Origin of the sequence: Modicisalibacter muralis (genome assembly GCF_900102945.1) — a bacterium.
Lineage (GTDB): Bacteria > Pseudomonadota > Gammaproteobacteria > Pseudomonadales > Halomonadaceae > Modicisalibacter > Modicisalibacter muralis.
In genome coordinates this window covers 723474-748749 of the sequence record NZ_FNGI01000001.1, presented here as the reverse complement: position 1 = coordinate 748749, position 25276 = coordinate 723474, and the positions used below count along the sequence as shown (strand labels likewise).

The window sequence follows — 25276 nt, the reverse complement described above, 5'->3', positions numbered from 1 at the left end:
CGCTGGCAACGGCGAAGATGAGACAAACGTCAGGGAGAACGCCATGAATCATGAAATTGCCGCTATTCGGCGAGACTACGCCGGTGACAGCCTGGATGCGGCCAGTACACCGCAAACACCACTTCCGCTGTTCAATGAATGGCTGACGCTGGCCATCGAGCGCGAAGTCGACGACGCCAATGCCATGACACTGGCCACCGTAGACAGCCTGGGACTTCCCCATGCACGTGTCGTGTTGCTCAAGGGTTTCGATGAGCGCGGCTTTATGTTCTATACCAACTATCAGAGCCACAAGGGCAGCGAACTGGCCAATGTGCCGCATGCCGCCCTGGTGTTCTGGTGGCCGGCATTGCACCGCCAGGTGCGTATCGAGGGCCAGGTCGAGCAAATCGATGCCGAAGAATCCGACCGCTACTTTCATAGCCGGCCCCGTAACAGCCAGTTAAGCGCTTGGGTTGCTCAGCAAAGCGTCGAAATCCCCGATCGCGAATGGCTCGAGGAGCGCAAGCATCGTTTCGAGCAGGTCTACGAAGGCCAGCCGGTCGATCGCCCCCATCACTGGGGCGGCTACCGGGTGGTGCCCAAAATGATCGAATTCTGGCAGGGTCAGTCGGATCGCCTTCACGACCGGCTGCGCTATAGCTTAATCGATGACGGCTGGTTCAAGGTGCGCCTGGCGCCCTGAAGCACGCCATCCCGTAAACGATCCCCACCGGCAACGGCGGGGATCGCCCTCAATATAACCCCATGCTGTCGCGAAACTATGAGCGCGTCGGCGTGCGCATGGTGACCAATTCCTCGGCGCCGGTAGGATGAATCCCCACCGTGGCGTCGAAATCGGCCTTGGTCAGTCCCGCGCGCACCGCGATAGCGATACCCTGGATCACTTCACCAGCCTCTTCGCCGACGATATGCGCGCCGAGCACGCGATCGCTGGCATCGTCGACGACCAGCTTCATCAGGCAGCGTTCATCGCTGCCTGACAGCGTGTGCTTCATGGGCCGGAAATCCGCGGTATAAATGCATATCGCGTCGAATTCGGCGCGCGCCTGCTCCTCGGAAAGACCGACGGTGCCGATATTGGGATGGCAGAACACCGCCGTGGCAATATTGCGATAATCCAGCGCGCGCGGCGGTGTTTCGCTGAAGTGGTGCTGAACCATGTGCATGGCTTCGGCCAGGGCGACCGGAGTCAGCTCGGGGCCGCCGGTAACGTCGCCGAGTGCCAGGATCGACGCTACCGAAGTCTCGTAGCGCTCGTTGACCTTGAGGGTGCCATCGGGATTGAGCGCGATATCGAGTCGGTCGAGTCCCAGGCCCTGCAGGTGTGGACGACGACCGGTGGCTGCGAGTATCGCGTCGACCTCCAGCGTCTCGCCGTTGGTCAATGTCACGCACAGGCCGTTGTCGGTCTTCTCGACATATTCGATGTTGGTCTCGAAATGCAGGTTGACACCTTTCTTGGCCATCTCGTCGCGGGTGAATTCACGCACCTCGTGATCGAAGCCGCGCAAGAACAACTCGCCACGGTAAACCAGGTGGGTATCGCTACCCAATCCATTGAAGATACTGGCGAACTCGACGGCGATATAACCGCCGCCCAGTACCAGGAAACGCTTGGGAAATGTGTCCAGGTCGAAAATCTGGTTGGAGTCGAGCGCATGCTCGTTGCCGGGGAAATCCGGCACCCAGGGCCAACCACCTACGGCAACCAGGATTTTTTCAGCGCTGAAGGTCTCGCCTGCCACCTCGACGCGGTGTTCGTCGACGACCTTGGCGCGACCATTGATCAGGCGCACGCCGGCACCATCCAGCAGTCTTCCGTAAATCCCGTTCAGGCGCTTGATCTCTTCGATCTTGTTGTCGCGCAGGGTCGCCCAGTTGAAGCGCGGCGACTCGCCGATTTCCCAGCCGAAGCCGGCACTGTCGTCGAAGGCTTCGTGAAAATGCGCCGCATAGGAATACAGCTTCTTGGGAACGCAGCCGACATTGACGCAGGTGCCGCCCAGGTAGCGATCCTCGGCGATGGCAACGCGAGCACCGGTAGCCGCCGCGGTACGCGCAGCGCGCACGCCTCCGGAACCGGCGCCAATGACAAACAGATCGTAGTCGTACTCAGCCACGTGGAAACTCTCTCCTGATTCTGATTTGCGCCAATAATACCAGATCGCGGCGTTTTCTCGGGAATGGCTCCAATAGCTTGAAGCTATCGCAAGAAACGGTCTTGGTTCAGACAAAGCGGTGCCATGAGTCTCCCCTTATTCCTCCGATGCTTGCCACATGAAATGCACCACAGCCTCATCATAATGACCGCCGATAACACAAATTGCATACAACTCAATATAAAACCCAGTTGCGCGGGTTAAAATCCCGTCCTAGATTTATAATTGTATGCAATTAAGGGTTGGTCACAGCTTTCGTGGATAAAATCAAACGCTCAAATAACGCGCCGGTGGCACAAACCGCCACCGCCCAGGTTCACGCTGCCATCAAGCAACGCATTCTCGATGGCGACTATCAGCCTCACCAGTACATACGCGAGGCCAGTGTGGCGTGCGAGCTTGCAGTCAGCCGAACACCGGTGCGCGAGGCATTGCGTGAGCTGGTCTCGGAGGGCTGGCTGGAGGCCATCCCCCACCATGGGGCAAGGGTCGCGGCCTGGACCGAGAAAGATGCGCATGAGGTTTTCGAGATTCGCCTGATGCTCGAACCAATAGCCGTCAGGTTGGCTTGTCGGCACATGGACAATGGGCGGCTGGCCTATCTCAAGACATTGGCCACGCAAATGGAAACCTTGACGGAAAGCTCGATAGATCCGGAAGCATGCAATGAACTCGCCGCACTCAATCATGAATTCCACCGAGAGCTGATCAGCGCGAGCGGCAATCAGCGCCTGACAGCGCTACTCGACGGCGTGGTACGTACCTCGGTGATACGACGCAACTTCGCCAACTACGATGCTACCCACTTGCGCCGCAGCATGCACCACCACCGGGAGATCCTGCAGGCGATCGAGGCCGACAGCCCGGAATGGGCGGAAAGCGTGATGCGTTCGCACCTGCTTGCCGCGCGCGACTTGCATGCGAGCTTTCCGGAGTCGATGCCCGAAGCATCGCGAGAAATACCCAACTGACCTGGGCGCGAGTCGCGCTTTCACGCATAACCGAAGGAAACACAACAATAATGTCCCAGAGCATGCCATTCCCCCAAACACCGCTGAACGATCTCAAGGTCCTCGAACTCGGCCAGTTGATCGCCGGGCCTTATTGCGGTCAGGTGCTTGCCGATTTCGGCGCCGAGGTGATCAAGATCGAACCCCCGGGCAAGGGCGACGCCATGCGCCAATGGGGTGAGGCGGATTCCAGCGGCGAGCCCGTGTGGTGGAATGTCATCGGTCGCAACAAGCAGTCGCTAACGCTGGATCTGCGCCAGCCGCGCGGCCAGGCCATATTGCGCGAATTGGCCGCGCAGGCCGATATTCTTATCGAGAACTTTCGCCCCGGCACCATGGAGCGCTGGGGGCTGGGCTATGACACGCTGTCTCGAGACAATCCCGGGCTGATCATGGTTCGCGTCACCGGGTTCGGCCAGGACGGCCCTTATTCATCGCGTGCCGGCTTCGCTTCGGTATGCGAGGCGATGGGTGGGCTGCGCTACATCAGCGGCTACCCGGATCGTCCGCCGGTTCGCGTGGGTATCTCGCTGGGCGATACCCTGGCGGGCCTGCATGGTGCCATGGGCGCGCTGGTGGCACTCCATCAGCGCGAGCGAACCGGTCAGGGACAGATCGTCGACAGCGCCATCTTCGAGTCGGTGCTGGCGATGATGGAAAGCCTGATACCGGAATATGAACGTACCGGCAAGGTGCGTGAACGCAGCGGCAGCTTTCTGCCCAAGATCGCCCCTTCCAATGCCTACCCGGCCGGCGATGGCCGCGATGTGATCATCGGCGCCAACCAGGACAGCGTCTTCAGGCGACTATGCACGGTCATGGGCCAACCTACCCTGGCCGATCATCCCGATTACGCCACCCACCGCGCGCGCGGCGAAAACCAACTAGCCATCGACGATCAGGTGGCGGCCTGGACACGGCAACACGATGCCCAGGACATCGTCGATTGGCTGGCCGAGGCCGGGGTTCCCGCCGGGTTGGTCTATCGCGCCTCGGACATGCTCGATGACCCGCACTTCAAGGCTCGTGAATCGATCGTCGCCGTGCCAGACCGGCATGGCAAACCGTTGCCGATGCAAAACGTTTTCCCTCGATTGGCACAAACGCCGGGGCAAATACGCCATGTGGGGCCTGCTCTGGGTGAGCATACGGATGACATCCTGAAGCATTGGCTCGGCTTCGATGACACGCAACTCATCGAGCTGCGTGACTCGGCCGTGATCTAGGGAGAGGCCTTGTCATGGAACCCGCTCTCGTTCTTGTCACGCTGATCGCTCTGATCGGCTTCGGCTTCCCGATCTTTCTGGCGCTGGGGCTGTCCGGCCTGCTTGGCCTGTATATGGATAGAGGCGCGATGGCGTTTTTCTTTGCGCCCTCGTCGCTGTTCGGCCAGCTCAATAGCTTCGAGCTGATCGCCCTGCCGCTGTTCATCCTGATGGGTAATTTGCTCAGCGCCACCCCGGTAGGCGCCAGCCTGTTTCAAGCCGCGGTGCGCTGGCTCAATTGGTTGCGCGGCAGCCTGGCGATCTCCTCGGTGGGCGCCTCGGCGATGTTCGGCGCGGTTTCCGGGGTTAGTCTGGCCGGCGTCGCGGCGGTGGGCTCGATCGCCGTGCCACAGATGCTCGAGCGCGGCTACAGCCGTTCATTGGCCGCCGGCTCGGTAGTCAGTGCCGGCGCGTTGGCGATGCTGATCCCGCCCAGCGTGCCGTTCATCATCTACGGCGCGGTTTCCAGCGTCTCGGTCGCCGACCTGTTCATCGGCGGTATCGTGCCAGGCATCGTGCTGGCGCTGGCCTTGTCGCTGTACATCTACCTGCGCGTTCGGCTGCATCCGGAGGAAGCGCCGGCAGCGACACAACATTTCACCTGGAGGGAGCGCTTCGTCAGTCTGGCGAATATCTGGCATGCCGCACTATTGGTGCTGGCCGTGCTGGGGTCGATCTACACCGGGCTGGCCACGCCCAGCGAAGCAGCCAGTATCGGCGCTATCGGCGCCCTGCTGATCGCCACGCTGGTGTTTCGCTCGCTTTCGTGGAGCAAGCTGTTCGGAATCCTCGGTTCCACGGCGCGCATCAGCGGCGTCATCCTGCTGATCATCGGTTGCGCCAAGATTTTCGGCGACTACCTCAACCTGATGCGCGTGCCACAGCTTCTCACCGAAATGCTGACCGCCAGCGCATTACCGGCCTGGGCAATTCTGGTTGCGGTGATGGTGCTGCTGGTGCTGCTGGGGATGATCGTCGATGCCGTGTCGTTGATCGTGGTCACCACGCCGGTGTTGCTGCCGTTGGTCGAGGCGCTCGGCTACGACCCGTTATGGTTCGGCATCGTGCTGGTGCTGAATCTCGAGATCGCCGTAGTCACGCCACCGGTAGGGTTGAACCTTTACGCCCTGCATGGCGTATGCCCGCAATTGTCGATCGAGGAGATCATTCGCAGTGCACTGCCCTTCGTGGCCGTGCAGTTTCTGGTGCTGATGCTGTTCGTGCTGTTTCCAAGCCTCAGCCTGTGGTTACCGGGTCTGATGTAAGCCCTGGATGACGATAGCGTCGCAAGTGGACTTAGCAACACAACAACAACGCAAGGAGACTCATCATGCCAGTCAGTCGTCGTGAACTACTCAAACATGGAACCTATGCCGCCGCCGGTGCTGCCCTGCTCGGTGGTCACAGCCTCTTCTCGCGCCGCGCCATGGCCGCGACAACGTTTACCGGGGTGAGCTATATCCCGCCCTCGTACGAGGCGCTGAGCTACGGCTCGAACGGCTTCATCGACTATCTCAAGAACAATGGCGGCGATGCCGTCGCAGTCGACTACTACCACTCCGGGCAGTTGCTCAAGGCCGATGAGCAATTGCCCGCGCTACGCGCCGGTAGTATCGACTTCATGTTTCATACCACCTCTTACATTACCCGCTCATTGCCGATTCTCGGCATTACCGGACTGCCCGGTGTCGTCGGCGAGCTGTATCGCAACCCGGAGCGGATCGGTCAAGATAGTCCGCTACTCGAGCTGATCAACAGGGAATTGGCCAAGGAGAATATCTACATGCTGACCGCCGGTGGCGGCATTCTCCAGCCCGAGTACATCTGGAGCACCGAAGCCACCCCGATCCGTTCGCTGGAAGATATCCGCGGTAAAAAGGTCCGCGTGGTTAGTTTCGAGGCGACCAAGGCGCTCGAGCCCTACGACATCGCCGCCGTGCGCATTTCTTCTTCCGAAACCTACATGGCGTTGCAGCGTGGAACCGTGGACGCCGCCGTCGCCAATATCTCGACGATTATCGGCCGCAGCCTGCATGAGCAGCTTGGCATCTGCTACCGACTGCCGATGACCGGGTTCACCGTGGCGCCATTCATGCTGCGCGATCGCTGGGATTCACTCGATGGCAGCGTCAAGGAAGTCATGCAGGGCGCGGCGCAGTGGTACAACGACAACTTCGCCAGCCACTGTAACAATGACATCTACCCTAATAAGTACTGGCCGCGTGTGCAGGAAGCCGGCGTCGAGATTCTCGAACCCAGCGAAGCCGATGTCGCCGCCTTCAATGAAAGCAGCCATGCGGTATGGGAGCACTGGAAATCAACGGTCGGCGAGGATGTCGGTGAACGCGCCATCGCCCTGGCACTTGGCAAGGCCTGAGGAGGGTTGCTGCCGTGACTCTTTTCGCGATGCGCGGCTGGAACGGCCTGATGGCCGTCCTGCGCTGGTCCTCGATAGTCGTGTTGGCATTCATGATGCTGACTATCTTCTACGACACCCTCATGCGCTACACCTTTTCCGCACCGACAAGTTGGAGCCTGGAGATCAACTCTTTCCTGCTCGTTTACATGGCGGTGGTCAGTGCCGCCGAGGCCCAGCGCCACGACGCACATATTCGCATCACCTTCTTCAGGAACAAGCTGCCGATACGCTTCCAGGCGTTGCTCGGGATCGCTGCCGGCCTGCTCGGGGTGCTGTTTTGCGGCATCCTGGTATGGCGTGGCGGGCTGATGGCCTTCAAGGCCTGGGAATATGGCGAGCGGGTGTCGAGTGCCTTCGGCACGCCGATGGTCTACCCCTATGCGTTGATCCCGGTGGGTTTCGGCGCGCTCGCCCTGCAATTTTTGATCGATACCCTGAGCACTTGTCATCAGCTAGCCCGCCCCACCATACAGAGGGACAACGCCAATGACGAAAACCCTGAGCCATGAGCTTGAACTCGGCTGGATAAGCTCGGTTAGATGAACAAGGTAACCAAACCATGATCCCGCTTAACCCACCGACTCACGTGGATATCGTCGAGGTTGCGCCTCGCGATGGCTTTCAGTCGATTCGCGCTCCTCTGCCCACCGCCGACAAGATTCGCTGTATTCAGGCCCTGATCGATGCGGGCGTCACACGCCTGGAAATCGGCTCCTTCGTCAGCCCCAGGGCAATACCGCAGATGGCCGACATCGGCGAGATCGTCCGGCACTTCATCGGCCGCTGCCCGGATATGCGCTTTTCGGCGCTGGTACCCAACCTCAAGGGCGCGGAACTGGCGTTAGCTAGCGGCATCCGCGAGCTGGTGTTCGTGGTCTCGGTATCGCAATCGCATAACCAGAGCAACGTGCGCCAGAGCGTCGCCGAGTCGCTCTCGAACCTGAAGACCATCGCCGAGCGACTGCGTGAACGAGGTGGCACCCGTCTGCGGCTCGACCTGGGCACGAGTTTCGATTGCCCTTACGAGGGGCATATAAGCTGGCAACAGGTCGATGCGGTGCTGGAACAGGCGCGGGATATTTGCCAAGGCCTCGAGCTCGAAATCGCGCTCTGCGATACCACTGGCCGCGCCACACCCTACCAGGTGGCCGAGCATTTCACCCGGCTGCGCGAACGCCATGATCATTCCCGGCTCGGGTGGGCCTTCCATGGCCACGATACTTACGGCATGGGTGTGGCCAACGCCCTGTTCGCGATCCACCATGGCGCCACGGCATTGGATGCGGCCACCGCCGGCCTGGGCGGTTGCCCGTTCGCTCCCGGCGCCACTGGCAACACCGCCACCGAGGATCTGGTTTATGCGCTGAATGGCGGGCAAGTCAATACCGGCATCGATCTCACGAAACTGCTCGACGCCGCCGATGCGATCGCTACCCTGCCTGGTGGGCAGGTTGCGAGCCACCTGCGCCAGGTGCCACGGGAACGGCTGGCTTGACCCGAGCGGCCTCAAGAGTAAAAATTCATGCACGACAAAGGTCTAACGGCAACCTAATGAACGATATCGATACCCTGCTAGAACAGAACCGTCTATGGTCCGACGCTATTCGCGAACGCGATCCGGAATTCTTCTCGCGCCTCTCCCAACAGCAAAGCCCCGATTATCTATGGATAGGCTGCTCGGATAGCCGTGTGCCCGCCAACCAGATCATCGATTTGCCTCCCGGCGAGGTCTTCGTTCACCGCAACATCGCCAACATCGTGCATCACAACGACATGAATGCGCTGTCGGTGGTGCAATACGCGGTCGACGTGCTCAAGATCAAGCACATCATGATTGTCGGGCATTATGGCTGCGGCGGCGTCAGAGCAGCGATCACCGGCGGCGAATGCGGTATCGTCGATTATTGGCTGCACTCGGTACGCGAGCTTTACAGCCAGCACCGCCAGGCCTTGGCCGACTTGCCACTCGAGGAACAAATCGATCGAACCTGCGAGCTGAACGTCAAGGCCCAGGTCGCCAATCTGTGTCGCACCAAGATCATTCAACGCGCCTGGCTACGCGGCCAGCCGCTGGCGGTGCACGGCTGGGTCTATGGCCTGAGCGACGGCCGCGTCACCAACCTGGATTGCACCACCGAGGGCCTCGACCAGGTACCACAGCTGTATCGCGTGGATCGCTTGACCCCGCTGTCGCCTAGCGATTGATCACGATTATTGGCAGGATACATGGCGGCTGATACGCAGCGCGAATGACGTCAGTCGGTTTTTCGATTGTCCCGATACCTCAGCCTCTCTATGGTGATTTTCGGACCCAAGGGTCATATAACGAACAATCAACCACTTCGGGCTTTGTCATGACGTTCAAAAAAACCCTGCTTGCCACGCTGGTAGGCGCCGCCTTCAGCCTGCCGCTGATTGCCAGTGCTCAGGATTCCGACGACATCACCCTACGCATGGCCTACGATGCCGATCCGGTTTCGCTGGACATTCACGAACAGCTTGCCGGCGGCATGTTGCAACTCTCGCACATGTCCTTCGACCCCTTGGTGCGCTGGACCCAGGATTTCGAATTCGAGCCACGCCTGGCAACGAGCTGGAATCAGGTCGACGACACCACCATGCGCTTCACCCTGCGCGAGGGCGTCAAGTTTCACAGCGGCAACGACTTCACCGCCAAGGATGTGGTGTGGACCATTGAGCGCCTGAAGCGAAGCCCCGATTACAAGGCGATCTTCGAGCCGATCGCCAGCGCCGAGGCCATCGACGCCACCACCGTCGAGATCAAGACCAAGAAGCCCTACCCGCTGCTGCTCAATCTGGCGACTTACCTCTTCCCGATGGACAGCGAGTTCTACTCCGGCACTACCGAGAGCGGCAAGGACAAGGGCGCGATCGTCAAGAATGGCAATTCCTACGCGTCGCGGCACATGTCGGGCACCGGCCCCTATGTGGTCACCGAGCGCCAGCAAGGCGTCAAGATCGAGTTCGAGCGCTTCGAGGGCTACTGGGACAAGAAATCGCCGGGCAATGTCGATCACATCGTATTCACGCCGATCAGCGAGAACGCGACCCGTGTCGCCGCCCTGCTTTCCGGCGATGTCGGCTTCATCGCGCCGGTGCCGCCCAACGATCTCGAGCGAGTGCGCGAAGACGAGAACGTCAACCTGGAAACCCTCTCGGGTACGCGCATCATCCTTTTCCAGATGAACGAAGAGCGTGTCGAGGCCTTCCAGGACCCCCGTGTGCGTAAGGCATTCGCCTACGCGGTCAACCAGAAAGCCATCGCCGAACGCCTGATGAAAGGCTTCGCCACCCCTGCCGCCCAGTTATCGCCCAAGGGTTACGATGGCCACAATCCCGATCTCGAGATGCGCTACGATGTCGAGCGCGCCGAGGAGCTCATGGCCGAAGCCGGCTACGCCGATGGGTTCAGCATCACCATGATGGCGCCCAACAATCGTTACGTGAACGACGCCAGGATCGCCCAGGCGGTCGCGGCGATGCTCGCGCGTATCGATGTCACCGTCGATCTCAAGACCCTGCCCAAGGCTCAGTACTGGACGGCCTTCGACGATCACGCCGCCGACATGATGATGATCGGCTGGCACTCCGATACCGAGGATTCGGCGAACTTCTATCAGTACCTCACCCAATGTCCCGATGCCGAGACCGGCGCCGGCCAATACAACTCCGGCATGTACTGCAACCCCGAGATCGACGCGATGGTCGCCGCGGCCAACCTCGAAACCGACCGTGGCGAACGGGCCAAGATGCTCCAGGCCGTCGAGAAAGCGCTCTACGAGGACGCCGCGTTCATTCCCCTGCATTGGCAGGATCTGGCCTGGGCAGCGCGTGATGGAGTCAATATTGCGCCGGTCATCAACGTGATGAACTTCCCCTACCTCGGGGACCTGGTCATCGAGCAAGACAAATAGACCACGACGCTCGAACCATGCCGCCCACGCGAACGCGACGCTCGCGTGGGCGGTACCTGCCCCAAATCCAAGCCGGGAAACCAGCCAACGATTACCTCGTCGTTCATGGTTTCTTCGTTAAGTACAGGACATGCGGTCCATGATTGCCTTTTTGATCAAGCGGTTGTTTCACGCCTTCCTGGTCATGTTCGTCATTAGCGTGATCAGCTTCGCCATCCAGGACAATCTCGGCGACCCCATCCAGCAGATGGTCGGCCAATCGGTTCCCGAGAGCGAACGCGAGGCGCTGCGCGAGGAACTCGGTCTCAACGACCCTTTCCTGGTGCAGTACGTGCGCTTCGCCAAGAATGCCATGCACTTCGATTTCGGCTATTCGTATTTCTACAACCAGCCGACCACCGAGGTGATCTTGCGGCATTTGCCGGCAACCCTGGAACTGGTCGCGGCGACCACGCTGCTGATCGTGCTGTTGTCGGTGCCGATCGGCGTTTACAGCGCCATTCGGCCACGCGCGCTACTCGCGCGGTTCTTCATGGGCGTTTCCACCGTGGGGATTTCAATACCGGTCTTCCTGACCGCCATCGTGCTGATTCAGATCTTCGCCATCGGCGTCACTTTCACCCCGTTCCCGAGCGAAACCGGCTGGGGAAGCTGGCTCAACGACCTGATCTCGACCGATGGCGGCATGCCCGCCTACGGGCGTGGCCACGAACTCACTCACGTCTTCGGCACCTGGTACACCAATTTCGCGGGGTGGGATAGCCTGATCTACCTGGTACTGCCGGCCGTCTCGCTGGCGTCGATCATGCTGCCGCTGTTCATTCGCCTGATTCGCGCCGAAATGCTCGAGGTACTGCAGTCGGAGTACGTCAAATTCGCCAAGGCCAAGGGCATCGGCATGCGGCGCATCTACTTCCTGCATGCGCTCAAGAACACCATGCTGCCGGTAATCACCGTGGGCGGCGTGCAGATCGGTACGCTGGTCGCTTACACCATTCTCACCGAGACGGTCTTCCAGTGGCCGGGAATGGGCCTGATGTTCCTCGATGCCATCGAACGCTCCGACATTCCGCTGATCGTCACCTATCTGATGGTGGTCGGGCTTATCTTCGTGATCACCAATACACTGGTCGACCTGATCTACGGCCTGGTCAATCCCACCGTCAAACTGACAGGGAAACCCGCATGAGTAACGCAACGACGACGACCCCACCGACGCACTGGGCCCGCTTCCGCGATTCGTATCTGTTCTACAGTTTCAAGCACGACTGGATCGCCCAGGTGTGTTTCGTGATCTTCGTCATCATGGTTTCCGCCGCGTTGTTGGCACCCTGGCTGGCGTCAATCAACCCCTACGACCTGTCGCAGGTGTTCATCCTCGACTCGGAGCTGCCGCCGTTCTGGATCGACGGCAGCGACGCGAAATATCCACTCGGCACCGATGCCTTGGGTCGCGACATGCTATCGACGATTCTCTACGGCGCTCGCGTGTCGCTGATCATCGGCTTCGGCGCGGTAATCCTTCAAGCCCTGATCGGCGTCACCTTCGGCCTGCTGGCGGGTTATCTGGGCGGTCGGGTCGATGCCTTTCTGATGCGTCTCGCCGATATCCAACTGTCGTTCTCGACCCTGATGGTGGCCATCATCGTCGGCGCGGTGTTCAAGGCCACCTTTGGCGGCGCGACCTATAGCGAACATGCCGTTCTGCTGTTGGTGCTGATCATCGGTCTCGCCGAATGGCCGCAGTACGCGCGCACCGTGCGCGCTTCGGTGCTTGCCGAACGCAGCAAGGAATACGTCGATGCCGCGCGGGTCATGGGTTTTCGCGCCAAGCGCATCATGTTCCGGCATATCCTGCCCAATACGCTATCGCCGATCTTCGTCATCTCGACCGTGCAGATCGCCAATGCAATCATTTCCGAGGCGGCGCTGTCGTTCCTGGGTCTGGGCATGCCCGAGACGCAGCCATCGCTGGGCTCGCTGATCAAATCGGGTTTCGACTACCTGCAATCCGGTTCCTGGTGGATCACCCTGCTGCCCGGCGCGGTACTGGTCGTGTTGGTATTGGTGATCAACCTGCTCGGCGACTGGCTGCGCGACGTCATGAACCCACGACTCTACAAGGGCTGAGCCATGGCATTACTCGAAGTCTCCCATCTCGACGTGCGCTTCGCCCTACGCCAGGGCGAAGTGCGGGCGCTGCGCGACGTCAGCTTCACGCTCGACCGTGGCGAACGCCTGGGTATCGTCGGCGAATCCGGCGCCGGCAAGTCGGTGGCCGCGTTCACCATCCTCAATCTGATCGCCAAGCCGGGCTATATCGCCGGCGGCAGCATTCTCTTCGAAGGCCGCGACCTGACCCGGCTCAAGCCTCGCGCATTGCAGAACATTCGCGGCAATCAGATATCGATGATCTTCCAGGACCCGATGATGACGCTCAATCCGGTGCTGACCGTCGGCGAGCAGATGATCGAGTGCTTGAAGGCGCATCGTCGCATACGCTCCCGCGAGGCCCGCGAGATCGCACTGAACAAGCTGCGTCAGGTATACATTCCCTCGCCGGAAAAGCGTCTCGACCAGTATCCGCATGAACTCTCCGGCGGTATGCGCCAGCGCATCATCATCGCCATCGCCCTGCTGCTCGATCCCGACATCATCGTCGCCGACGAGCCGACCACCGCGCTCGACGTGACCATCCAGGCCGAGATCATGTCGCTGCTGCTGGAGCTATGCGAAAAACACAACGTCGCGTTGATCCTGATCACCCACGATCTCGGCGTGGTCAGCCAGGTTACCCAGCGCACGCTGGTGATGTATGCCGGGCGGGTGATCGAACAGGGGCCGACCCGCGAGATCATCAACGATGCCCAGCATCCTTATACGCAAGGCCTGATCAATGCCCTGCCGCAGATGGCGTCACCGGGCAGTCGCCTCAACCAGATTCCCGGCGCCATGCCGCCCCTGGCCAAGACACCGCCAGGCTGCGCGTTCCATCCACGCTGCGGTTTCTCGACCGATGCCGCTGGCCAGCGCCGGCGTGATTGCCGCGAAGACGTGCCGGCCTTCGTCACCTCAGGCAATTGCCACGTCGCCTGCCATATGGTGCGTGAGCTCGTCGAGCGCGACCCAGTAGAGCCAGGGGAGGCTTCATGATTCAAACACTACAACAACCGACCGCTGCCGCCACCGTGACCACCACCGATGAGACACTGGTCGAGATTCGCGGCCTGGAAAAACACTTCGCGCTGTCCGGCGACTTTCTCGAACAATTGCGCTTCCAGCGCGGCAAACTGGTACGCCGCCAGGAATTCGTGCATGCCATCAATGGCGTCGATATCGATGTCAAGCGCGGCGAAGCGTTATGCGTGGTCGGTGAATCCGGCTGCGGCAAGTCCACCGTGGCGCGCATGGTCATGGGCTTGCTGTCGCCGACGCGTGGCGAAATCCGCTACGCCGGCGAGCGTATCGATCATCTCAGCCCACGCCAGCTATTGCCCTACCGGCGGCGCATGCAGATGATCTTCCAAAACCCCTATGCCTCGCTGAACCCACGCATGACCATTCAGCAAACGCTGGAGGAGCCGCTGCGCTTTCACCATCCCGACTGGAGCCGCGAGCGCATTCGTCAGCAGGTCGCCGAGGTGATGGCCTCGGTGGGGATCGACCCCGAGTGGGGCAAGCGCTTCGGCCATGAGTTTTCCGGCGGGCAGCGTCAACGCATCGCCATCGCTCGCGCGCTGGCGGTGGACCCCGAATTCATCGTCGCCGACGAGCCGATATCAGCGCTCGACGTCTCCATCCAGGCCCAGGTTCTCAATCTGATGATGGACGCCCAGGAGAGTCGCCAATTGACTTACCTGTTCATCACCCACGACCTGGCGGTCGTCGAACATTTCGGCACCCGAGTGGTGGTGATGTACCTGGGGAGGGTCTGCGAAGTGGCCGAAACCCATACGCTGTTCTCCCAGCCACGCCACCCCTATACTCAAGCGCTACTATCGGCCATCCCCCGGCTCGAAGACGACCGGCCCGAGTACATTCGCCTTTCCGGCGAGGTGCCGACTCCGGTCAACCTGCCGTCGGGCTGTGTTTTCCATGGCCGCTGCCCGCATGCCAACGAACGCTGTCGCCGCGAGGTACCTCGAGCGATTCCCATCGGGCATGGCGCCCAGGTCGCCTGCCATGCGGTGGAAGAAGGTCGTCTGTAGCGATATGCCATCGATAGCAAACACTGGCGGCATGCCACAATACCGCGCAACATACGCTGTGCATCCGCGAACGAGGTAATCGATGGAGATTCGCTGGCTGGAAGACTTCATCACCTTGGCAAAGACTCGCCATTTCTCGCGCGCCGCCGATACGCAGAACGTCACGCAGCCAACCTTCTCGCGACGCATCAAGCTGCTCGAAGAAGCGATGGGAACCACGCTGATCAATCGTCAGACCCTGCCACTGTCGCTAACCCCGGCCGGGGAGGAGTTCCTGCTGCTTTGCGAGCAGGTCACCGATCGGGTGCGCCTGACCCGTGAACGCATCCATCAGATCAGCGAGGATCAGGCTCGGCGTATCGTCATGGCCGCCCCGCAGAGTCTATTGTCATATCTGTTGCCGAGCTGGCTCGAACGACATGGCCTGCAACAGCGGGTCGAACCGTACCTGCGCGCCACCGGCTGGCTATTGAACGACTATTTCCAGGCGCTGGATCGCGACGAATGCGACCTCGCCCTTTGCTATTGGCCGCGCGGGCGCTGTCCATTGGATATCGACCTGGCGGGTTACGAGTATCTGCGCGTCGGTCAGGAGGTTCTGGTGCCGATCTGCGCCGCCGATGCCGATGGCCTGCCCCGCCACGCCCTACCCGGCAACCGTCGCCAACCACTGCCGTATATCGCCTATCATCCGCGCGGACTGCTGCATGCCGTGCTCGACGCGCACTTGGCGCACTCAGCACAACAGGCGCACCTGATCACGCTCAACGAAAACGTCCAGACCGCCAACATCAAGGAACTGGTGATTCAAGGCTATGGCCTGGGCTGGTTGCCGTTACGCGCCGCCCGGCGTGCGCTCGACAGTGGCGATCTGGTACGCGCCGGCGATACTCGCTGGGATGTGCCACTCGAACTGCGCCTGTACCGTAGACGCCAACATCGCCACCCTGGGCTCGACGAGCTATGGCAACAACTGCAGGAGACTTAACGATGACCGATTCTCGCACGACGCTGCACCTGGCCCACCTGGACGCACTCGAACGCGCTTATGCAACGCTCCTCGACACCCATGGCTACGATGGCGTACTGCTCTACAGCGGCCATCCGCATCGACATTTCGGCGACGACCAGGAGGCCAGCTTCGCGACCTATGGCCATTTCCTGCACTGGATCGCCCAACCCGGGCTAAGCCATAGCTGGCTGCTGATCCGGCCCGGACAGCCCCCGCTATTGCGCTTTCATGCGCCGGCCGATTTCTGGCATCTGGCTCCACAGATTCCCAATGCTGCCTGGACACAGCGCTTCACCATCGAAACCGCGACTGACGCCCAGCCACCGAGCGTACTGGCCAGTCGAGCGGGCAAGCGCCTGGCGGTGCTCGGCGATGTCACGCCCGAACTGGCCGACCGGATAGGCGCCGAACTCAACCCTCCCGCGCTGACTCGCGCACTCGATGAGCTGCGCGTGCGCAAGAGCGACTACGAGATCGACTGCCTGAGCGAAGCCAACCGGCTGGCCCTGGCCGGCCATCACGCGGCCCGTGATGCCTTTCTCGCCGGTGGCGCCGAGTTGGATATCCAACTCGCCTACCTGGGCGCGAGCCGCCAGCGCGAATCCGAGGTGCCTTATCAGAACATCGTCGGACTCAACGCCCATGCCGGTGTCCTGCACTATCAGCATTACGATATCGAAGCGCCCGAACATCGTCGCAGCCTGCTGGTCGATGCCGGCCATCGCGTGGCGGGCTACGCCGCCGATATCACTCGCACCTGGGCCGGCCCCGCTGCCGACACCCAGTTCGCCGAGTTGATCTCGGGTGTCGATGCCCTGCAACAGGCACTGATCGCAGCCATTCGCCCCGGGGTCGGTTATGTCGATCTGCACCACTCGATGCATCATCACCTGGGTGAGCTGCTGCGCACTCAGGGCCTGGTACGTTGTAGCGCCGAGTCCGCAGTGGAAAGCGGCATTACCCGCGCCTTCTGTCCGCATGGCCTGGGGCACCTACTCGGGCTGCAGGTGCATGATGTCGCGGGGCGCCAGGACCCACGAGGAGAGCCACTACCGGCACCTGAAAACGACCCGGCGTTGCGCCTCACCCGGGAACTGGAAGCCGGCATGGCGGTCACGATGGAACCGGGGCTGTATTTTATTCCCTTGCTGCTCGAGCCATTGCGCGATACTCCAGCCGGTCGCGACATCGATTGGCAAGCGGTTGGGCGGCTGATGCCACACGGCGGAATTCGTATCGAGGATAATGTCGTGGTGGGCAGCGAAGGGCCGATCAACCTGACCCGCTAAAGGTCGGCTATCACCAGACGGCCCCGGCGGGATATGCTGGGAGAGATCTCATAGCGAGGCCGATATGTCACGCACCATCGTTCCCGCCGATTTTCAGGCCGCTCGTGGCTTGAGCAATCGCCATGTGCAGACGCTGCTGCCGCGCCTGCGGCCGCTGACGGCGCTCGAGCGCGATACCGAGATTCTTAACCTCCCCGATGGCGATTTCGTCGAGCTGGCTTGGGTGCGCCCGGCACCCGAGCGTGACGATGCCCCACTGTTCGTGCTGTTCCACGGCCTCGAGGGCTCCTTCGACTCGCCTTACGCCCGTGACCTGCTTGCGACCGCCGCATCGCTCGGTTGGCGCGCCGTACTGATGCATTTCCGGGGCTGTGGTCGCGCGCCCAATCGGCTGGCGCGAGCCTATCATTCCGGCGATACCGCCGACGCCTATTGGCTGATCGGCTTGTTGGCGCAGCGCTATCCGCGCGCGATCAAGGTTGCCGCCGGCGTTTCGCTGGGGGGGAACATGCTGGTCAAACTGGTCGCTGAACAGGGCGGCGATGGCCTGGATCTGGCGGGAGCGATTGCCATCAGCGCCCCTCTCGACCTGGCCACCAGCGCCGATGCGCTGAATCGTGGCTTCGCGCGCAATTACCAGCGTCACCTACTGAAGACACTCAAAAGCAAAGTCATCGCCAAGATGGCCAATGGGCCGTTGCCGATTCGGCTTTCGCCACAGCAACTCAAGCGCCTCGACAGCTTCTGGGCCTACGACAACGAAGTCACCGCGCCACTTCACGGCTTCTCCTCGGCCAGCGATTATTACCGCCGCGCCTCGGCCGGGCGACTCATCGGCGACATCGAACTGCCCACGCTGATCCTGCATGCCGCCGACGACCCTTTCATGCCCGGCAATCTGTTCGAAAAACTGCCCACGCCAAGCGATGCGGTGCGCGTCGAAATCGCCCGCCAGGGTGGTCATGTGGGTTTCATGGAATCCTACCGCAGCCGCCTGAACTCCTGGCTGGCGCGGCGCGTCGCCCTGCAATTGCAGGACTGGGCGTCGGTGCCACGCCAGATCAGAGCCACCGCCGGCCGCGACTGAAGCCCTGCGGATATCGCCTAACCGATCGGGCAGCTCACCCCGGTGCCTTTCAAGCCACAATAACCGCCGGGATTCTTGGCCAGGTATTGCTGGTGATACTCCTCGGCGACGTAGAATGCTTCGAGCGGCGCTATCTCGGTGGTGATCGTCCCCTTGCCCGCGTTTTCCAAAGCGCGCTGGTATTGCTCGCGGCTCCGTTCGGCCAGCGCCAGTTGCGCATCGGTGGTGGTATAAATCGCCGAACGGTACTGACTGCCGACATCGTTGCCCTGACGCATGCCCTGAGTCGGATCGTGCGCCTCCCAGAACACCTGCAACAACTCCGGCAAGCCAATTTCGGTAGGATCGAAAACCACCCGCACGACCTCGCTATGGCCGGTAAGTCCAGTGCACGTTTCCTCGTAGGTCGGGTTCGGCGTGAAACCGCCGGCATAACCTACCGCGGTGACGTACACGCCGGGCAGCTCCCAGAACAGGCGTTCGGCGCCCCAGAAGCAACCCAGGCCCAACACCACCTCTTCGCACCCCGCTGGGAACGGCGCGAGCATCGAACGCTGGTTGACGCGATGCTCGCCACTGATCCGCAACGGCTCCTGACGCCCCGGCAAGGCCTGCTCGGCCGTTGGCATGCGCTGTTTGTCGGTTGTCCACATGACGCGATTCCTCCCGCGTGTTGATTGGTTGCATCGAAAGATCGAGGCGGCAGTATCACGGCAAATCGTCACTGCGCCCGAAACTGAAGGTATAGATCAAATCGACGGCCTGGGCCGCACCCGACACCGCTTCTAGATACAGATTCTGCAGCAGCTTGTAGCGCAGCGTCAGTTCGGCGATCGGCGAGAAGATGCCCACGCCATAGCTGACCTGGAGCTCGTCGGTCAACTGGCCACTGACGACCACCTGGCTATCTTCCCCGCTACCTGCGGCATCCAGGCTCAGTTCCTCGACGCCGAAGGCCTGGCCCAACTGCCCCACGGCCCCACCGGTACGCGATAGCGACAGCCCGATCAGCGCCGATGTCAGCGCGCCGTCGGCACCGCCTGAATCGTCGGGCGCGCGGCCACGCAAGAGATAGGATAGCGCGCGGCTTTCATTCATCGCCGGCTCAGAGAAAATTTCCAGGCTCGGCTGTGCGGCCGGCCCCGTGACGCGCAAGCCGGCGATGACATCGTCCTCGGTCGCCTCTGGATTGCGGATGGCCTCGAATTGCAGGTACGGCTGCGACGCCGGGCCGCTGAACAGCACTTCGCCCTCGCGAATGATCAGATCCTGGCCAAAGGCCTGGAAGCGTCCATCCACCAGGCTGACATCGCCGAACAACTGCACGGGCCCACTGCCCTGACGCACCTGCAATTCCCCCGCCAACGAAGCCTCCAGCCCATAAGCCTCGAGTTGCACATCGGGGCCGAGAATAACCTCGATGCGCACGTCGAGCCGCATGCCGGCGTCGGCCAGTGCCTGGGCAGTGGCTTCATCCGCGCCTTCGCCAGCCTGCTCATTATCCTGCTGCGCCTCGCGGCGGGCCTCGGCTTCATCTTCACGGGTAATGATCACCGCATCGCTGCTCGGCGATACCGCGGAAGGCGGTACCTCGGCGACTTCCAAACGCCCCCAGGGCACCCGTACCTGGCCGCGAATACGCAACAGTTCCGGTGAGGCGTCGATATCGATATCCGGTGCCACCTTGAGACGCCCGAAAGCCGGCAACACGACCAGCAACGGCGTTTCACTACCGTCCAACGACAGGTCGGCCTGCCATTGCCCGGGCTGTGGCCAACGGGCATCGCCCTGGATGTTCAAACGCCCTTCTTCAGCGGCAATGAAGCCCTGCAGCGTTGCGTTATCGCCTAGCAAGGCGATTTCCAGGCGGCCGTCGCGAACCTCGAGCGGGATGTCGCCGCCCTGGGCGCGCAGGCCATCGAGTGCCAGTTGCCCATTCAGGCGTGGATTGCTCAAATCGCCGCTCAAGGACACATCGCCGTTGATCGCTCCCTCGAGCCGCTGCAGGCCGGTCACCAACGTCCGATACGGAGAAAGACGAATATCGTCGAGGCGCAAGCGCCCTTCCAGCGCGGCCGCGCCAGCGGGGTCGTCGACATTCACATCGAGCTGAATCTGGCCGGCCTCGGCGAGTGTCAGATCGGCATTCAATTGCGCCCGGGCCTGGGTGGCATCGAGATCCAGCGACAACGTCGATTCGGGCAATGACCAGGGCTGACCATAGGCATCCTGGCCACTCAGCGCCAGGCGGCTTTGCACATTGGCGTCGGCCGACCAGCGCTGACCGCCGGCGGACCAATCGAGCTGAATCTCGCCGTCGGTGCGGCCCCCGGCACTCCAGCCTTCCGGCAATGACGCCGCCAACAGATCCATGGGCACTTCACGTAGCGCCAGGCGCAGATCGCCGCGCTGGGCCGAAGCGTTGAGCGCCTCGATCAGGCACAGGCTACCGCCCTGGCGGCGCGTCAGGCAGAAGGGCTCGACCGTGACACTGCTGGCGGCCAGATTGGCGCTGAAGACCATCGGTGCGTCGAGGCGCAATTCGGCCTGCTCACTGTCGACCTCGAGCGAAAGCAGGCGCCCTCGGTAACGGTCGCGTGCCGCGTTGAGGTCGCCTTCCAATACCAGCGCCGCGCGTGCCAACGGCATTTGCGGAGCGGCATCGGCGGAAAACGTCAGGCGGTGCTGCGACAAGCGGCCATTGAGATCCAACGCCAGCCGCGTGAAGCGCTGGCCCGCGGCATTCAGTCCGCCGACATCCAGCGCGACATCGAGACTCGGATCGTCCAGACCGGCGACTTCGGCCTCGAGACTCAAGCTATCCAGCGAATTCTCGGCGTAGCGCAACGCCTCGCCGCTGAGCGTCAGGTCCAGTTGCGGTGCCTCGAAGGTACCGCCCAGCGAGAAACTACCACGCGCGCTGCCACCGAGCTCGGGCAGCAGTGTCGCCAGTGCCGGAGCGTCGAGTTCGCCGCTCAATGTCATGTTTTCGGCGATGCGCCCGTTGGCGGTCAGGCTATTCTGCCCTTGGCGCAGACGCAACCGATCGATGACCCAGCGCATGTCGCTATTGCCGCTGAGCCGAGCGTCGAGCGCCAGCGGGCGATCCTGCAGGGTGCCATCGATGGCTAGCCGTGGCACATCCAGCGTCCAGCCCTGCTCGCCCATGGCGAAATGCACCCGGGCATCGCCGTTAAGCGTGCCGCTGACGGCGTCGGTCACGGCATCCAGCGCAAAGCGATCGAGGCGCAGCGTGGTGGTGACATCGAGCGTCGGCGTCCAGCGCACCTCGCCCCGGCTGATCAGCGCACCGCCACCTACCGCTACCGATAGCGGCCGCCATTGGAAATGCTCGAGATCGCCCTCGCCGGCCATCGCCAGTTGCACTTCCTCGGGGATCGCCGTTCCCGTTACGGCGGCCGAAAGCGCCGCCGTGTAGCCGGTCAGATCGCCCTCGGCGCGCAGTACCAGATCGCGCACGCGGTAACTATCGGGTTTCTGTTCAGCTTCCTGGGCCGAGGGCGTCTCGCTTTCCCCGGAAGAAGCCTCATTAGCGGCGTTCTCGTTCGGCTGGGGGGTCGCTTGTGGTGCCTCGGTTTTCTGCTCGGCCTGATTGGAAGAAGCCGTATCACCGGACGCATCGGCGGCGAGCGGCCAGTCGATTTGCTCGGCATTCAGCGTCACTTGAAAAGGCAGCGTCGGCGCCAATACATCGGCCTGGGCCTCGAGTTGCGCGCTAACCGGGCCACTCGCTTGCAATTCGGCGCTCAGGTTCGCCAGGCTGCCATCGAGCGTCAGCGCGAGGCTTTCCCCACTCACCGGTGGGCGGTGAATCTGCGCATTCAAATCGACATCGAGCGGATAGTCGTCACGCAGACTGACACTCGCCGCGAGTTCGAGATCGGCGTCCGGCGAGTCCAGCCTCAGGCTATTCAGTTGAATGTCATGGCCGCGCCCCCGCAGGCTGAGCGCCAGACGCCCGACGACATAAGACGTCGGGCCTTCCAGGCGGAAATCCTCGATGACCAGGCTGGGGACGACGACGGCGATAGGCAAGCGGATCTCGGGCAACGCCAGCCGTTCACGCTCGCTCAGCGGGACCGCTGCCTCGGCGCTTTTATCACTTGCGACCTGCGATGTGCCTGACGATGGCGCGACAGGCGTCTGAGTAACGGCAATGGCGGCATCGATGGCATCGGCAGTCGGAGTAATAACCGCTGGCTGGGCCTGAGCGGACGAGGCGACGGCTTCCTCGTTGCGGTCGTCGCGCTCGGCATGCTTGACATCGCTCGCGCTCGCGCCTTCGCTAGCGTTTCCGGTCTCGACCTCGGCGTCGGGCAACTCGTTTTCAGCAGGTACCGTGCTGGGCGCCAACGCCAGGGTTTGTCCCGGCGATGTCGGCAAGCGCAGGCGCGGTTCGACCAACCGCGTCGGTAATAACGTCAGGGTATCGCCGGCGATGCGTGCACCGGTCGTAAAGTGCTGCCAGGACAACCGGGTGCCATCGGCCATTCGTACATCGACATCGCGCAGCGCCAACGCCCGCAATTCGATCGGGAACGGCACGGCGATCGACGGCAACCCACCGCCGCTTGCCGGCTCGGGCGGCGGCTCTTCGGTGGTAGGCGCGGTCTCCTCGATGCGCACATCGACCTCTTCGAGTTGCAAGGCGTCCAGGCACAACTTGCCATCGAGCAGGCAATCGTCGGCCCACGCCAGATGCAGACGCCCGACACGTATATCGGCTGGGCCGGCCTGCAGAGACAGCTCGGTCAGCGTCAGTTCATCGAGCGGTGCGCCGGTGACGCTCTCGACACTCAACAAGCCGCGCTGCTCACCCTGGGAGATCAGCCAGCCGGTGCCCCAGGGCGATAACGCCAGGCCCAGCAGCAGGAAGACGAGACCCAGCAGCCACGTCGGCAGCCACAACAACAGGCGAATCAGCAGAAAGATCAAAACTCGGGCCCGATGGCGAAATGCAGACGCCAAGAGTCCTCCTCGTCATCCAGGGGGTGGGCGATATCCAGGCGAATCGGGCCGACCGGTGACACCCAGCGTACGCCCAGGCCAACACCGGTCGCCAAATCGTTCGGCCACCATTCGTTGAAGGCGTTACCGGTATCGACGAAGGCGGCGCCCCACCAGTTACCGGTAACGCGGCGCTGCGCCTCTATGCTGGCGGTGAACATATGCTGGCCGCCGAGCAACTCGCCGTCGGCGTTCTCCGGGGCCAGGCTCTCGTAGGAGTAACCGCGCACCGTGCGATCGCCACCGGTAAAGAAGCGCAGCGAGGGGGGGATTTTTTCGAAGGTATCGGTACTGATCGCGCCGGCGCCTATGCGTCCGACGAAGCGGTTGTCATTGCCGATCATGCGAATCCATTGCGAATCGAGGGTGGCGCGCACGAAATTGGCATCCGAGCCCCATGACGTATCGGAGACTTCCAGCGAAAAGCTCTGACGATCGCCCCAGGTAGGAAAACGTGGATTGCGCGTGCGCGTGCGCGTCCAACTGATGCCGGGATACAGCAACAGTACCTGGTCTTCCTGGTCAGCCTGGACGAAGTCCTCGTAACTGGTACGAAAATACAGGCGCTGGATCCAGCCATTATCGAACTTCCAGCGTCTGGCGAACTCGACCGAGGCTTCGAGACTCTGGGTATCTTCGTTATCGAAGTTCTTGAGCCCATACAGCAGTTCGTAGCTATCGCGCAGCGGATTCTCGAGCGGCATGACATATTCGCCGCTGAAACGCTGTTCGGGGCCGGACAGGTAAAGCTCGTGATTGAGGCTATGGCCCTGCTCGTTGAGCCATGGCTGCTGCCAGGAAAACTGCGTGCGCGGCCCTACGTCGGTGGCATAGCCGATCCCCACTTCGAACTGGTGACGATCCGCCGGCGTCAGGCTGACGTCCACCGGCACCGTCGGCGGACCGACTCTACCAACGGCGACCGCGGCATCGATGGCGTTCGCCGATAGCAGCTCACTTTCCGGGGTGGTCACGCCACTACCGCTTGCCGACTGGCGATCAACCGCCTCCCACCAGTTACGCTGAGCCTGTGCCACCGACCCTGTATTAGCCGCGCTGGCGATACGTGGCCGCACGCCGATGCCGCTGAACCAGTCGGTCTCGCTCAAGCGTTGATTGTACTCGGCCAGTTGAGCGGCCAGATAAGGATCGCCTGGCTTGAACGGCAGCATATTGCGCAGCCGCGATTGCTCTATCTGGCTGCCTTCGAAATTCACCTCGCCGAACCGATAGCGCGGACCGCTATCGAGTTCTAGATAAATACGGGCGCTTTGCTCCCAGGGTCTAACTTCGATGCGCCGTTCGGTGAAACTGGCCTCGAAATAACCCCGTTCGAGGGCCAGCGTGGAGAATCGATTGCGCAGGCCATCGTACTTGGAGTGCAGTAGCGGTTCGCCTTCCTTCAATGGCAAGTCGTCGAGAACCTGTTGAAAGGCGCTGTCTTCGCTGGCGGCGCCGGCCACCTCGACATACAACTCGGTAATCTTGACGCGTGGCCCGGGTTGAATGCGGATGACGGCGCGCTCGACGGACTTCTCTCCGACCAGCCGGATATCCAGCTCGGATTCATAATAACCGTAGGCACGCAGCGCTTCGACGGCGCGTCGGCGAACCTCGGCCAACAGACGCTGACGGGCGTAATCGGAAGCTTTCAATTCAACGAGATAGGTTGCCACATTCTCGGCAACGGCACCCTTGACACCGGAAACCTCCGCCTCGAGCGCCTGTGCGGGCACGCTCAGCGACGTCAGAAACAGCGCGCCGAACAGCTTTCCATGGCAACTAGAGCGCATGGATCAAGACCCCACACGACGCCGCATACCGCCGACGACCTCAGGCGGACAGGACCCGGACGACTGCC

The 25276-nt window shown here is 61.8% G+C and carries 20 protein-coding genes; 16 read left to right on the top strand and 4 right to left on the bottom strand.

Annotated features, from left to right (window positions below):
• Positions 1–43 precede the first annotated feature (43 nt).
• The gene (gene pdxH, locus BLR92_RS03525) at positions 44–685 is read left to right on the top strand and encodes a pyridoxamine 5'-phosphate oxidase (protein ID WP_089725517.1); all 642 of its coding nucleotides are present in this window, start codon (positions 44–46) and stop codon (positions 683–685) included.
• A 76-nt stretch (positions 686–761) separates the two neighbouring features.
• Here the strand turns inward: pdxH and gorA are convergent, their stop codons facing one another.
• Positions 762–2123: a glutathione-disulfide reductase gene (gene gorA / locus BLR92_RS03520; RefSeq protein ID WP_089725515.1), complete on the bottom strand. Its 1362-nt coding sequence runs from the start codon at positions 2121–2123 to the stop codon at positions 762–764.
• A 296-nt stretch (positions 2124–2419) separates the two neighbouring features.
• On the opposite strand from gorA, the gene BLR92_RS03515 reads away from it, so the two are divergent.
• The 15 genes from BLR92_RS03515 (at position 2420) to BLR92_RS03445 (ending at position 18387) form a co-directional block, all read left to right on the top strand.
• Entirely contained in the window at positions 2420–3133 is a 714-nt protein-coding gene (locus tag BLR92_RS03515; RefSeq protein ID WP_245703969.1) for a GntR family transcriptional regulator, read from the top strand.
• Positions 3134–3183: 50 nt separating this feature from the next.
• On the top strand, positions 3184–4398 hold the full coding sequence (locus tag BLR92_RS03510; protein ID WP_089725511.1) for a CaiB/BaiF CoA transferase family protein: 1215 nt from the start codon (positions 3184–3186) through the stop codon (positions 4396–4398).
• A 14-nt stretch (positions 4399–4412) separates the two neighbouring features.
• Positions 4413–5702 (top strand): TRAP transporter large permease, encoded by a 1290-nt coding sequence (locus tag BLR92_RS03505; protein WP_089725509.1) that lies wholly within the window; start codon positions 4413–4415, stop codon positions 5700–5702.
• Between the two features lie 65 nt (positions 5703–5767).
• The gene (locus BLR92_RS03500; RefSeq protein ID WP_089725507.1) at positions 5768–6814 is read left to right on the top strand and encodes a TRAP transporter substrate-binding protein; all 1047 of its coding nucleotides are present in this window, start codon (positions 5768–5770) and stop codon (positions 6812–6814) included.
• 14 nt (positions 6815–6828) lie between these two features.
• Positions 6829–7365, top strand: a complete 537-nt coding sequence (locus BLR92_RS03495; protein ID WP_089725506.1) for a TRAP transporter small permease — start codon at positions 6829–6831, stop codon at positions 7363–7365.
• Positions 7366–7415: 50 nt separating this feature from the next.
• Positions 7416–8351: a hydroxymethylglutaryl-CoA lyase gene (locus BLR92_RS03490; protein WP_089725504.1), complete on the top strand. Its 936-nt coding sequence runs from the start codon at positions 7416–7418 to the stop codon at positions 8349–8351.
• Between the two features lie 56 nt (positions 8352–8407).
• Positions 8408–9061 (top strand): carbonate dehydratase, encoded by a 654-nt coding sequence (gene can, locus BLR92_RS03485; protein ID WP_089725502.1) that lies wholly within the window; start codon positions 8408–8410, stop codon positions 9059–9061.
• 149 nt (positions 9062–9210) lie between these two features.
• The gene (locus tag BLR92_RS03480) at positions 9211–10791 is read left to right on the top strand and encodes an ABC transporter substrate-binding protein (protein WP_089725500.1); all 1581 of its coding nucleotides are present in this window, start codon (positions 9211–9213) and stop codon (positions 10789–10791) included.
• Between the two features lie 139 nt (positions 10792–10930).
• Complete coding sequence (locus tag BLR92_RS03475; protein ID WP_089725498.1) at positions 10931–11980, top strand: ABC transporter permease; 1050 nt, start codon at positions 10931–10933, stop codon at positions 11978–11980.
• Positions 11977–12921: an ABC transporter permease gene (locus BLR92_RS03470; RefSeq protein ID WP_089725496.1), complete on the top strand. Its 945-nt coding sequence runs from the start codon at positions 11977–11979 to the stop codon at positions 12919–12921. Before BLR92_RS03475 ends, BLR92_RS03470 begins: the two co-directional genes overlap by 4 nt.
• A gap of 3 nt (positions 12922–12924) precedes the next feature.
• Complete coding sequence (locus BLR92_RS03465) at positions 12925–13944, top strand: ABC transporter ATP-binding protein (protein ID WP_089725494.1); 1020 nt, start codon at positions 12925–12927, stop codon at positions 13942–13944.
• A complete protein-coding gene (locus BLR92_RS03460; protein WP_089725493.1) occupies positions 13941–14999 on the top strand; it encodes an ABC transporter ATP-binding protein in 1059 nt (352 codons plus the stop codon). Before BLR92_RS03465 ends, BLR92_RS03460 begins: the two co-directional genes overlap by 4 nt.
• Positions 15000–15081: 82 nt before the next feature.
• Positions 15082–15987, top strand: a complete 906-nt coding sequence (locus BLR92_RS03455; protein ID WP_089725491.1) for a LysR family transcriptional regulator — start codon at positions 15082–15084, stop codon at positions 15985–15987.
• 2 nt (positions 15988–15989) lie between these two features.
• Positions 15990–17300 carry a Xaa-Pro dipeptidase gene (gene pepQ, locus BLR92_RS03450; RefSeq protein WP_089725490.1) on the top strand — a complete coding sequence of 437 codons (1311 nt, stop codon included), beginning with the start codon at positions 15990–15992 and terminating at the stop codon, positions 17298–17300.
• A gap of 64 nt (positions 17301–17364) precedes the next feature.
• Positions 17365–18387 carry a hydrolase gene (locus BLR92_RS03445; protein ID WP_089725488.1) on the top strand — a complete coding sequence of 341 codons (1023 nt, stop codon included), beginning with the start codon at positions 17365–17367 and terminating at the stop codon, positions 18385–18387.
• Positions 18388–18404: 17 nt separating this feature from the next.
• Here the strand turns inward: BLR92_RS03445 and msrA are convergent, their stop codons facing one another.
• The 3 genes from msrA to tamA are packed head-to-tail and all read right to left on the bottom strand — an operon-like array spanning position 18405 to position 25208.
• Positions 18405–19040: a peptide-methionine (S)-S-oxide reductase MsrA gene (gene msrA / locus BLR92_RS03440; protein WP_089725486.1), complete on the bottom strand. Its 636-nt coding sequence runs from the start codon at positions 19038–19040 to the stop codon at positions 18405–18407.
• Positions 19041–19095: 55 nt separating this feature from the next.
• Positions 19096–23376, bottom strand: a complete 4281-nt coding sequence (gene tamB, locus BLR92_RS03435) for an autotransporter assembly complex protein TamB (RefSeq protein WP_245703967.1) — start codon at positions 23374–23376, stop codon at positions 19096–19098.
• Positions 23340–25208, bottom strand: coding sequence for an autotransporter assembly complex protein TamA (gene tamA, locus BLR92_RS03430; RefSeq protein WP_089725484.1), 1869 nt, complete (start codon positions 25206–25208; stop codon positions 23340–23342). Before tamA ends, tamB begins: the two co-directional genes overlap by 37 nt.
• Positions 25209–25276: the final 68 nt, after the last annotated feature.

Coding starts and splice junctions, on each gene's coding strand:
- msrA (WP_089725486.1), bottom strand. CDS start 19,040: ATGTGGACAACCGACAAACAGCGCATGCCAACGGCCGAGCAGGCCTTG.
- pdxH (WP_089725517.1), top strand. CDS start 44: ATGAATCATGAAATTGCCGCTATTCGGCGAGACTACGCCGGTGACAGC.
- BLR92_RS03505 (WP_089725509.1), top strand. CDS start 4,413: ATGGAACCCGCTCTCGTTCTTGTCACGCTGATCGCTCTGATCGGCTTC.
- BLR92_RS03465 (WP_089725494.1), top strand. CDS start 12,925: ATGGCATTACTCGAAGTCTCCCATCTCGACGTGCGCTTCGCCCTACGC.
- BLR92_RS03475 (WP_089725498.1), top strand. CDS start 10,931: ATGATTGCCTTTTTGATCAAGCGGTTGTTTCACGCCTTCCTGGTCATG.
- BLR92_RS03455 (WP_089725491.1), top strand. CDS start 15,082: ATGGAGATTCGCTGGCTGGAAGACTTCATCACCTTGGCAAAGACTCGC.
- BLR92_RS03460 (WP_089725493.1), top strand. CDS start 13,941: ATGATTCAAACACTACAACAACCGACCGCTGCCGCCACCGTGACCACC.
- BLR92_RS03500 (WP_089725507.1), top strand. CDS start 5,768: ATGCCAGTCAGTCGTCGTGAACTACTCAAACATGGAACCTATGCCGCC.
- BLR92_RS03480 (WP_089725500.1), top strand. CDS start 9,211: ATGACGTTCAAAAAAACCCTGCTTGCCACGCTGGTAGGCGCCGCCTTC.
- BLR92_RS03490 (WP_089725504.1), top strand. CDS start 7,416: ATGATCCCGCTTAACCCACCGACTCACGTGGATATCGTCGAGGTTGCG.
- can (WP_089725502.1), top strand. CDS start 8,408: ATGAACGATATCGATACCCTGCTAGAACAGAACCGTCTATGGTCCGAC.
- tamA (WP_089725484.1), bottom strand. CDS start 25,208: ATGCGCTCTAGTTGCCATGGAAAGCTGTTCGGCGCGCTGTTTCTGACG.
- BLR92_RS03445 (WP_089725488.1), top strand. CDS start 17,365: ATGTCACGCACCATCGTTCCCGCCGATTTTCAGGCCGCTCGTGGCTTG.
- BLR92_RS03470 (WP_089725496.1), top strand. CDS start 11,977: ATGAGTAACGCAACGACGACGACCCCACCGACGCACTGGGCCCGCTTC.
- pepQ (WP_089725490.1), top strand. CDS start 15,990: ATGACCGATTCTCGCACGACGCTGCACCTGGCCCACCTGGACGCACTC.
- BLR92_RS03510 (WP_089725511.1), top strand. CDS start 3,184: ATGTCCCAGAGCATGCCATTCCCCCAAACACCGCTGAACGATCTCAAG.